This window comes from Lysobacter sp. Root690 (assembly GCF_001427785.1).
Classification (GTDB): Bacteria; Pseudomonadota; Gammaproteobacteria; order Xanthomonadales; family Xanthomonadaceae; genus Lysobacter.
The window spans coordinates 71,277-81,893 of sequence record NZ_LMHM01000012.1; the positions used below are offsets into that span (position 1 = coordinate 71,277).

Here is a 10,617-nt window from a genome sequence, read left to right on the forward strand (position 1 = left end):
CCAAGCGTCGCAGCGCTGGATGAACTGCGCGGCTTCAGATTCAAGCCAAAGCACAGGGAAACAAAGCGGCAGCGGCAACAGTTACGAGGATGCGCGTAACGCCGGCAAAGCGCTCAACGCGCAGCGTCTTCCACCGCAATGTCATGCGCCTTCAACCAAGCCACCACCACCTCCCGCTCGGCCCGCGCCTGCGGGTTGAGCTTGTCGTCCGGCAGCTTGAACAAGAAGGTCTGAAAACTCGCCCCGCGCTGATTGCGCGCGTTCGGATTCGCGCCGGCCTTCAATAAAGCCAAGACCTGTCCCGAGGCATTGAGCTTGGCCGCCTGATGTAAGGGCGTGTTGCCCATCCGGTCGGCGCGATCGGGATCGGCGCCGGCGCGGAGCAAGGCGTCGAACTGGGCCTGATAGCGCGGCGCGGCGGCTTCCGACAACGGCGTCTCGCCGGTCTCGGCGTGGGCCGCATTCGGATCGGCGCGATGGGCCAGCAGGAGGTCGAGGTATTGCGGATCGTTGGCGATCGCCGCGCCGTGCACGGCGGTGCTGCCCCCCATACCCGGCCGGGATGGGTCGGCGCCGTTGTCTAGCAATGCCTGCACGCCGCGCGGGCTCTGCGCCAGCATCGCGTACTGCAACTGGGTGAGCTCGCGCGCGCCGCGCGCATTCGGGTCCGCGCCCGCGGCGACCAGCGCGTGCACACGCGCGACGTCGCCGTCGGCCGCGGCCTGCGCCAGTTCGGCGCCGCGCGGATCGGGAAAGGCCTGCTTGGCGTCCATCGCGTCTCCTGAGCACGCCGCGCCGGCCAGAACCAGACAGATCGTCAACGCGGGAAGCGTGGCGGCGCGCATGCGAGGGGTTTTACCACGGTCGCGATGAGGGTTCGGCGCGGACGCTTATCGCGTGCGCCGATGCCGTCAGTTCCACGGCTGCTGGGTCTGCATCGCCTCGATCAGCGGACCGATCGCATGCAGTTCGCCCGGACGCGTGGCCTTGTCGGCGACGTATTCGGCGGTGCGTTTGGCCATCTCGATCGGGTTCCAGGTGAAGTCCGGCGCCTGCGGAGGATCCGGGTCGTCGAGATTGATCTCGTGGCCCGGTGCATCCGGGATGCCGTTCAACAGCGGCACGTCCTCCTGCGCGGCGGTGAGGATTTCGCCGCCGACGTTGTAGCGGCGGATCTGGCCGTTCTGCGCGTCGTCCTTGACCGCGCCCGGGTCCAGCCCCAACCCGCGCAAGGTGTCATCGTGCACGCCGGAAGCATTGAAGGTGACCGCGGTGGTGTCGGTCGCCAGCGCCGCGGTCGCGGCCAGGCCGCCGCCGAGCGAATGGCCGGTGATGACCATGTTCTCGCCGAAGGCTTCCTGCGCGTCGCGCGCGAGTTGCACGGCCTGGTCGTACTGCTTGGAATCCCAACCGATGCCCTGGCGCGCGTTGTTGATCCAGTCCTGCACATCGTTCGAACCGGCGTAGGCGACCACGTACTTGCCGTTGCCGTCGGTGTAGATGCCGGCGCGGAAACCGGTATCGGCATTCTCCAGCGAGGCCGGGTCGATGCCGGCCGCGCTGAGTTGCGCATCGTCGAGGCGGTTCCAGCCGGCGACGCTGGTGGTCGCGGGGTTATAGACGGCCTCGGCGATCTGCGCCATCTGCAGGTCGATCGCCTGCGAATCCTGGCCGCGCAGTTGCTGATCGAACGAGGTCGGATCGGGCGCGGCGTTAGCCGCCGGTCGCTGCTGCGCGTTCACGCCCAGCAACTGCGGGTGATAGCTCGCTTCGAGCGTGTACGGACCAGCCTCGGGTTGCGCCAAAGCGACCGGTTGCGCCGCGGACGGCAACGTCTCGGACGGATTCTGCCAATTCGGCGGAAGCTGGCTCTGTTGAAGCTGGCTCGGCTGCAGTTGCACGCTCATCTGGCCCTACTCCCGACATCGTTGGATCGAACCTACGCGGCCGTATGCGCGCGCCACAACTGGGGCGGACCCGAGGCCGGCGCATTCAGTTGCGCGGGGCGCGACCGCGATCGCGCCGTCGAGCGAACCGATCGCGCAACCTCCGGCCCGGGCGAGACGGGCCACCGCTGCGTTATCTTCGGCTGTCACCCGGGAGAGAATCGCAATGCCGCCTTCGACCCAAGCGCCTCGCCGCGCCCTTCGTCCCTGCCTGCACGCCGTGCTCGCGCTGGCCTGCGCCCTGGCCTTGCCGAGCGCGGCCAACGCGGCCGATCGCATCAGCGGCCAGGCGTTCGCGACCCGCAGCGAGGTGTACGCGCCGCACGCGATCGCCGCGACCTCGCATCCGCTCGCCACCCAGATCGCCCTGGACGTGATGAAAGGCGGCGGCAGCGCGGTCGACGCGGCGATCGCGGCCAACGCCGCGCTCGGGCTGATGGAACCGACCGGCAATGGCGTCGGCGGCGATCTGTTCGCGATCGTGTGGGACCCCAAGACCAAGAAACTCTACGGCTACAACGGCTCGGGCCGTTCGCCCAAATCACTGACCCTGGCCGAGTTCCAGAAGCGCGGGCTCAAGGAAATTCCGCCGACCGGCCCGTTGCCGGTGACCGTGCCCGGCGCGGTCGACGGCTGGTTCGCATTGCACGAACGCTTCGGCCGCAAGCCGATCGCCGACGATCTCGCGCCGGCGATCCGCTACGCGCGCGAAGGCCATCCGGTGCATGAGGTGATCGCGTACTACTGGAACGCCTCGGTGCCGAAGCTGTCGAAGTGGCCCGGCTTCAAGGAACAGTTCACCGTCGACGGCCGCGCGCCGCGGGTCGGCGAGATGTGGAAGAACCCGAACCTCGCGAATACCCTGGAGCAGATCGCCAAGGGCGGACGCGATGCGTTCTACAAGGGCGATATCGCCCGCACCATCGACGCCTATTTCAAGGCCAACGGCGGTTACCTGAGCTACGACGATCTGGCCTCGCACCATGGCGAATGGGTCGAACCGGTCAGCAGCAATTACCGCGGCTACGACTTGTGGGAATTGCCGCCGAACGGCCAGGGTATCGCCGCGCTGCAGATCCTCAACATCCTGGAAGCCTACGACATGAAATCGTACGGCTTCGGCAGCGTCGAGCACGTGCATCTGTTCACCGAGGCCAAAAAGCTCGCCTTCGCCGACCGCGCGCGCTGGTACGCCGATCCGGCGTTCGAGAAATCCTCGCCGGTCGCCAAGCTGATCTCCAAGGATTACGCCAAGCAGCGGCGCAAGCTGATCTCGATGGACAAGGCGCTCAAGGAAGTGCAGCCGGCCACGCCCGCGCAGCTCGACCAGGGCGACACCATCTACATGACCGTGGCCGATGCCGACGGCATGATGGTCTCGCTGATCCAGTCCAACTACCGCGGCATGGGCAGCGGCATGGCGGCGCCGGGCCTGGGTTTCATTTTCCAGGATCGCGGCGAGCAGTTCGTGCTCAAGGAAGGCCATCCCAACTCGTTCGCGCCGGGCAAGCGGCCGTTCCACACCATCATTCCCGCGTTCGTGACCAAGGCCGGCAAGCCGTGGCTGTCGTTCGGCGTGATGGGCGGCGGCATGCAGCCGCAGGGGCACGCGCAGATCATGATGAACCTGATCGATTTCGGCATGAACCTGCAGGAAGCCGGCGACGCCCCGCGCATCCAGCACGACGGCTCGACCGAACCGGCCGGGCAGGCCGAGGTCATGAGCGACGGCGGCGAACTCGATCTGGAAACCGGGTATCCGTACGAAACGATTCGCGAGCTGATGCGCCGTGGGCATAGCGTGCGCTTCGCGCATGGGCCTTATGGTGGGTATCAGGCGATCATGGTCAATCCGAATGGTGGGTATGTCGGGGCGAGTGAGTCGCGGAAGGATGGGCAGGCGGCTGGGTATTGAGGCTTGGATGAAGCTGGCATGAGGTTTCGCGGCGGTTGAGGTTCGTCGTTGGGTTTGCCGAGGTTGTTTTGGTTGCCCTTGCCTTGGCCGTTGCTGTTGCCTTCGCCGCTGCCTTTTCTATTGCTATTGCTATTGCTATTGCTGTTGCTGTTGCCTTTGTTTTTGCGGTTGTTTTTGCTCGTCATTCCCGCGAAGGCGGGAATCCAGTGCCTTTCGTGCGAGAACGCTTGAAGTCACTGGATTCCCGCCTTCGCGGGAATGACGTTCTGGTGAGATGACGCTGAAGGTTCTGGATGTTCAGCTACGCCGAAGTAAGGCAGAGCCCGCCTTCGCGGGAATGACGTTCTGGTGGGATCTCGCTGAAGTCGCTAGACAGAGACGGCGTAGAAGCACAGCTGTCACTTCTACGTGGTGACTCCTAATACCCGCGCCGCACCGACACCGACACCGACACCGACACCGACACCGAAAAATTCTTGCACCCACCCAAACCCAAGCGCGAAGCTTTCGCGAATTCGCGCCTAGCCTTCGATTGCTCAGCCAACCGTATTGACAGCCCGCAAGCCCCTGCAGAACACTGACCCCGCATCGCAATGACCGCGATGCATTCCAGTTGCGCAGCTGCCACACAAGGCCGCGCAGTCCGGACCGAGGGGTGCTGCGACGGGGCTGAGCCCCGCCACGCTCGGTCCGCGATGCCGAAGCAAGGGCGCCCTCCCGATCAAGGAGGCGTCATGCCTGCGTTCCGTTCCGCATCACTCGAATCTCCGACCCATCCGTCGGCTTCCCACCCAGCCGCATCCACCGACGCCGCATCGCCGGATGCCGCGTATGCATCGCCAGTCACGCGCTTCGACCCGCCGCTGTCGATCGCCCTGGTCACCTCGCAAGTCCATCCCGACATCGATCCCGACGACGAAGGCCTGGTCGTTGCGCTGCGCGCGCACGGCATCGAGCCCACGCCGTGCATGTGGAACGACCCGTCGGTCGACTGGGCCGCGTTCGACGCCCTGCTGGTGCGCAGCACCTGGGATTATTTCCAGCACTACACGCAATTCCTCCGCTGGTACGCGCGCATCGCCGAGCTCGGCGTCGCCATCGTCAATCCGCTGCCGCTGCTGATCTGGAACAGCGACAAGCGCTATCTGCTCGAACTGGCGAAACTCGATGTTCCGATCATCGCCACCACGCACGCGCGTGGCGATGAACTCGAAGCGACGCTGTCGTCGATGAGCGGCGAGGTCGTGGTCAAGCCCAGCGTCAGTGGCGGCGCCTGGCATACGGTGCGCGGCCGCATCGGCAGCGACGCATTCAATCAGGCCCTGGCCGCGTTGCCGCGCGAACTCGATTATCTGATCCAGCCGTTCATGCCGCAGATCGTCGAGCAGGGCGAGTGGTCGTTGCTGTTCTTCGGCGGTGTCTACAGTCACGCGGTGCTGAAGAAACCTGGCGCCGACGATTACCGCGTGCAGACCTATTTCGGCGGCACCGCCGACCTGACCGAACCCGATCCGTCGATCCTCGCCGCCGCGCGGCATGCGCTGCAGGCGGTGACGGCGCTGGGTTATCGCGATCAGGCCTATGTGCGCGTCGATGGCGTGGTCGACGCCGGCGTGTTCCGGGTGATGGAACTGGAATTCATCGAACCGTTCCTGCACTTCGCCGCGCATCCGCCGGCCGCGGGTTTGTTCGCTGCGCAACTGGCGCAACGCTGGCAGGCCCTGCGCGCACCGGCGACACTGGCCACCTGAGCGCTTCCCTCGTGTCGCGCCGCCGGATCCGGCGGCGCGACGCGAGCCGCTTCATCCCATCGAGGACATCGCATGAATTCGCAATCCGATCGGCCCGGTGTCGATCAAGCCGGCGCCGAGGCTGATCGCAGCGAACGCCTGTTTTCCTACGGCACCCTGCAACTGCCGACCGTGCAGCAATCCACCTTCGGCCGCCTGCTGCACGGCGAGGCCGACGCGCTGGTCGGTTATCGCCGCGGGATGGTCAGGATCGACGATCCCGATGTAGTCGCCACCAGCGGCGAGGCTTACCACCCCATCGTCGAGGCCAGCGGCGATGCGCACGACACCGTGGCCGGCACGGTGTTCGCGATCAGCGCCGAGGAACTCGCACGCGCCGATGCATACGAAGTCGACGACTATCACCGCGTCGAAGCCGCGTTGGCCTCGGGACGGCGCGCCTGGGTGTACGTGAAGCGCGACGTGTAAAGCGTCACTACGCGCTCAAGCGTTCGCGGACACGCCGCGCAATCGCGGCGCCGTGCGCAACAAAGCGCCCGGCGTCGGTGGGATTCGCAAGCCTCACACGCGCGCCGAGCAGTTACGCCCGCGCCGCGCTCAGTCCGCCGCGACCGTCCGCGTGCGCGCCCATTCGCGCAGCGACTCGACCTGCTCGGCCATCAGCACCGACAGCGGCCGGGTCTGCTTGAGTTCGGCGCGCAACTGGAAATCCGACAGCGGCGTGTTGGCGGCGAGCGCGGCGTACATCGAGGCGACGATGGCCTGCTCGATCTCGGCGCCGGAAAAGCCGTCGCTGGCGCCCGCCAGCGCGCTCAGATCGAATTGTTCGGGCGTCAGGCCGCGCTTGCGCAGATGGGTGGCGAACAATTCGCCGCGCACCTCCGCCACCGGCAGGTCGACGAAGAAGATCTCGTCGAAGCGGCCCTTGCGCAGCAGTTCCGGCGGCAAGGCGTCGATCTGGTTCGCGGTCGCGACCAGGAACAGGCGCGACTTGCGTTCGGCCATCCAGGTCAGCAGATAACCGAGCACGCGCCGCGACACGCCGCCGTCGGCATCGCCGCCGTCGCCGGCTAGGCCTTTCTCGATTTCGTCGATCCACAGCACCGCCGGCGACAACTGCTCGGCCGACGCCAGCGCCGCGCGCAGGTTCTTTTCGGTCTCGCCGTGGAATTTGTCGTACAAGGTGCCGAAATCCAGCCGCACCAGCGGCACCCCGAACCCGGCCGCGACCGCCTTGGCGATCATCGACTTGCCGCAGCCCTGCACACCGAGCAGCAGGATGCCCTTGGGCGGATCGAGCCCCGGCGGCGCCTCGCCGCTGACGAACACCGCGCGGCGCTGCTCGACCCAGCGCTTGAGCCGGCGCGCGCCAGCGACCTCGCTCATACGCGCGCTGTCGTATTCGTAATGCAGATGGCCGGAACGGTTGAGCAGTTCGAACTTGAGCTTGGCCAGTTCGGGCAGATCGTCGGCGTTGAGCGCGCCGTCGCGGAAGATCAGATGGCGTGCGATGCGGCGTGCATCGACCGGGTCGATGCCGCGCAGGTTGCGCACGATCTGCTTGACCGCTTCGCCGTCGACCTCGACCCGGCGGCCGCCGTTTTCGCGCGCGTAGTTCTCGGCTTCCTCGCGCACCAGTTTCAGCAGCGCGTTGGCGTCGGGAAGGCGCGGGGTGTAGCGCACCGCCAGCGAATCCAGGTCCGGCGGCAGTTCCAGCTTGTGGCCGATCAACACCAGCACGTGCGGCTCGCAGTCGCGGCGCTGGGCGATCTCGCGCAACTGGCGCTGGGTGCTGGCATAGCTCAGGTACGGATGGGCGTCGAACAACAGATAGATGCCGCGCTGGTCGGCGTCGCGGATCGCCTGCAAGGTGGTCGAGATGTCGGGGGCGACGTCGGTGCCTTCCTCGCGGTCCAGATCGACCCGGCGCAGGCCTTCGGTGATCGACCAGCGGTACAGCGCGCGCCACACGTTCATCAGCGCCTGCCGGAACAGTTCGACCACCCGCGATTCGTCGCGAGTCTCGATCACGATCAGCGGGGTGTTGGAGCGGATCAGCGCGGTCAGGTCTTGCAGGTCGCTCATGGGGACGGGTCTTCCTTGGTGCTCACATCATAAGAGGAGTGAGTTCGTAGGAGTGAGGAGTGAGAGTGGGGCCGCGCCGCTTGTTCGTCTATCTGCCTGCATTGGTATCTGCATCGCTCGCTCTTAAGGGAAACAGCGGAAAAGCCGCGCCACCACGACGATTACGCGCCCACCTACCGGGTTCCCCCCTTTGCAAAAGGGGGGCCAGGGGGAATTCGCTTTTGCTTTGCTTTCGCCTCCCTACGCCCAAAGCCGTCTTGAGCCCGTGCCCGGCAACCGCGACCATCCCTCCAATCCCCTCAAGCGATCGCGACCCCATGGCCTTCGACGCTTTCGCCCTGGTCCTGGCCATGCTGGTCCTGGGCTACCTGTTCCAACGCCTGCGGGTCCTGCCCGACAACGCCGCGCAGACCCTGAACCTGGTGGTGCTGTACGTCTGCCTGCCGGCCGCGGTCTTGCGCTACGCACCGCGCCTGCACCTGGAACCGGCGCTGCTCGGCGTGGCCGCGGTGCCGTGGCTGCTGCTGGGTGCGACCGTGCTGGTGGTCGGCGCGCTGTCACGCTGGCTGAAATTCCGCCGCGACGAACACGCGGTGCTGCTGCTGACCGTCGCCCTGGGCAACACCAGCTTCCTCGGCTATCCGCTGACCCGCGCGTTGATCGGCGAACACGCCTTGCCGTACGCGGTGGTCTACGACCAGTTCGGCGCGTTCCTGATCCTGTCGACCTTCGGCCTGTGGGTGCTCGCGCGCTACGGCAGCGACGCCCGGCCTAGCGCGAGCGACATGCTGCTGCGGATCGTCAGATTCCCGCCGCTGTGGGCGCTGCTGATCGGCTTCAGCGTGATGCCGGCCGAGCCGCCGAGTGCGATCGCCGGCGCGCTGCAACGCCTGTCGGACGCGTTGTTGCCGCTGGCGATGCTGACCATCGGCCTGTCGGTGAAACTGGCCCTGCCGCGCGACGAACTCAAACCGCTGGCCTGCGGCTTGGTGCTGAAACTCGCGCTGATGCCAGCGCTGGCTTGGGCACTGGTGCCGCTGCTGGGCCTGCACGGCGAGATGGCGCGCACCACCGTGCTGGAGGCGGCGATGCCGTCGATGGTCACCGCCGGCGCGCTGGCGATCGCGCATCAACTGGCGCCGCGACTGGCCGCGGCGATGGTGGGGTATGGGTTGTTGTTGTCGTTGTTGACCTTGCCGTTGTGGGCGCGGGTGGGGGTGGGATGAGCGGCGCGATTCGGCGCGGTTGCCGTGATCGCTGCACGCCTCGTCACGGCCGTCACGGCCTGGTTGCGCGCGCGTCCGCGCGGCGACCATTGCGCGACTCTCGCGACACGATCAGCATCGCGCCATCGATCGGTTACTCCGGGACGCGACGCGGTGCATGAACAGGGACGATAAGGCGACGGGCATGCGATCGATGAGCGAACCAAAGCGCGCCGGTCGCCCGCGCTCGTGGTTGTTGCTGCTGTTGCTCGCGGCGGTATGCGCCTGCGATCGTGCGCCGGGCAAGCCTGCAGCCGACTCCGACGCCCCCACTCGCACAGCGATCGCCGATGCCGGCCCAGTCGCGTCAGCGCCGCCTCCGGATGCTGGGGCAATCCGCGGCGCGCCGGACGATGAGTCGCGGGCCCGTGCCGCGGCCTCCCTGGAGCAGGCGCAGAGCGATTATCTGTCCGCGTTGCGGATTCACTTGAAGACGCTCGCCGATCGCGGCGATCCGCACAGCCAGTTGCAGTTGGCGTTGTTGCTGCCGCTGAGCCAGCCCGATTCGATCTCCGAACAGTTGCTGGCGGCGCGCCAGCGCGCATTGGGCAAGGCCGCCGCGGCTCCGGGTCAGGAAGGCTTGGTGGCCTGGCTGCAAGCAATGGATTGTTTCGAACACGACGCCTGCGACTTGCAGCCGGCCCTGTCGCGCCTGCAGCAGGTCGAGCCCGACAACGCCATGGCCTGGCTGTTGGCCCTGGAAGACGCCGCGCGTTCCGACGCCGATCCCGCGCAGCTCGATCGCTACCTGCGCCTGGCCGCCCGGGCCGATCACTACGACGACCACCTGACCGACAGCAGCCGCGAGACCCTCAAGGCGCTGGAACAGGTGGCGATGCCGCCGATGACGTCCGAGGCCGAAGCCGCGCTGCGCAAGGTCGCCAGGCTGGACGGCTCGCCCCATCCTCACGACGGCCACGGCCTGATCGTGGCGGCGCTGGCGATGCCGATGACGTTTCCTCCCTACCGCGCCACGTTCGAACTGTGCAAGCCGCAGAGCCTGCGGCCCGAGTCGGCGCGTGCCGGAGACTGCCGCGCGGTGTTGACGCTGATGGCCGACGGCGACAGCCTCCTCGCTCAGGCGATGGGCGTCAGCCGCATGGTCCAGTTCGCCGCCGGCGGCCGCGACGACGCGTATTGGCGCGAACGGCTGCGCGAGTCGCATTGGCTGCGCGAGAACTTCGCGCGATTCGATTCGCCGGCGATGCTGCGCGCGGTGCGCGAACTCGGCGAAGTGCCAGCTGCGCGCGCCGAACTCGAGCGTCTGGGCGAGTCCCGGCCGCCACCGGGCTGGCTGCCGCAGAGCGTCAACGGCCGCGCCTTGATCACCACCGGCAAGCTGCCGCCTAAGCCTTGATCCGTGCAGGTGGCGACGATCGCGCAGGTTCCGGCGCGATCGCGAGCGGGTATTGCATGTGGCGACGTGCACGGATGCGCGTGCTTGCGCCATAACAACAACATTGCGGCCTGTGTCGTAATCTAATTTTCGCGGTCGCGGCTCGCGCCGCTCCTACAGGGAGGCTACGCAGCTTTGGCTTGAGCTTGAAGCCGCGCAGTTCACCCAGCGCTGCGAAGCCACGCACTCGCGTTAACAAACGCACACCCGAAGGGCGGCGTGCAGGATGCACGCCGTGCGCCACCGGGACATGGATGTC

The 10,617-nt window shown here is 66.9% G+C and carries 9 protein-coding genes and 1 riboswitch; of the genes, 6 read left to right on the plus strand and 3 right to left on the minus strand.

Annotation, left to right across the window (positions count from 1 at the left end):
- Nucleotides 1–113: 113 nt before the first annotated feature.
- On the minus strand, nt 114–845 hold the full coding sequence (locus ASD86_RS08195) for an ankyrin repeat domain-containing protein (protein ID WP_056109339.1): 732 nt from the start codon (nt 843–845) through the stop codon (nt 114–116).
- A 66-nt stretch (nt 846–911) separates the two neighbouring features.
- Entirely contained in the window at nt 912–1,907 is a 996-nt protein-coding gene (locus ASD86_RS08200; RefSeq protein ID WP_056109342.1) for an Mbeg1-like protein, read from the minus strand.
- Between the two features lie 205 nt (nt 1,908–2,112).
- Here ASD86_RS08200 and ggt point away from each other — a divergent pair, with 205 nt between their 5' ends.
- The 4 genes from ggt to ASD86_RS08215 all read left to right on the plus strand — a co-directional run bounded on the left by ggt (nt 2,113) and on the right by ASD86_RS08215 (nt 6,080).
- Complete coding sequence (gene ggt, locus ASD86_RS08205) at nt 2,113–3,861, plus strand: gamma-glutamyltransferase (protein WP_056109344.1); 1,749 nt, start codon at nt 2,113–2,115, stop codon at nt 3,859–3,861.
- A gap of 35 nt (nt 3,862–3,896) precedes the next feature.
- Nucleotides 3,897–4,139, plus strand: coding sequence for a hypothetical protein (locus ASD86_RS26535; protein WP_157476323.1), 243 nt, complete (start codon nt 3,897–3,899; stop codon nt 4,137–4,139).
- Nucleotides 4,140–4,505: 366 nt separating this feature from the next.
- Nucleotides 4,506–4,583, plus strand: a riboswitch (S-adenosyl-L-homocysteine riboswitch).
- 12 nt (nt 4,584–4,595) lie between these two features.
- Nucleotides 4,596–5,612 (plus strand): hypothetical protein, encoded by a 1,017-nt coding sequence (locus ASD86_RS08210; RefSeq protein WP_235567703.1) that lies wholly within the window; start codon nt 4,596–4,598, stop codon nt 5,610–5,612.
- Between the two features lie 72 nt (nt 5,613–5,684).
- Complete coding sequence (locus tag ASD86_RS08215; RefSeq protein ID WP_056109346.1) at nt 5,685–6,080, plus strand: gamma-glutamylcyclotransferase family protein; 396 nt, start codon at nt 5,685–5,687, stop codon at nt 6,078–6,080.
- Between the two features lie 129 nt (nt 6,081–6,209).
- On the opposite strand, the gene ASD86_RS08220 is transcribed toward ASD86_RS08215, so the two are convergent.
- Entirely contained in the window at nt 6,210–7,697 is a 1,488-nt protein-coding gene (locus ASD86_RS08220) for an AAA family ATPase (RefSeq protein ID WP_056109348.1), read from the minus strand.
- Nucleotides 7,698–8,014: 317 nt separating this feature from the next.
- On the opposite strand from ASD86_RS08220, the gene ASD86_RS08225 reads away from it, so the two are divergent.
- Nucleotides 8,015–8,923: an AEC family transporter gene (locus ASD86_RS08225; protein WP_056109351.1), complete on the plus strand. Its 909-nt coding sequence runs from the start codon at nt 8,015–8,017 to the stop codon at nt 8,921–8,923.
- Nucleotides 8,924–9,389: 466 nt separating this feature from the next.
- A complete protein-coding gene (locus ASD86_RS08230; protein ID WP_157476325.1) occupies nt 9,390–10,319 on the plus strand; it encodes a hypothetical protein in 930 nt (309 codons plus the stop codon).
- Nucleotides 10,320–10,617: the final 298 nt, after the last annotated feature.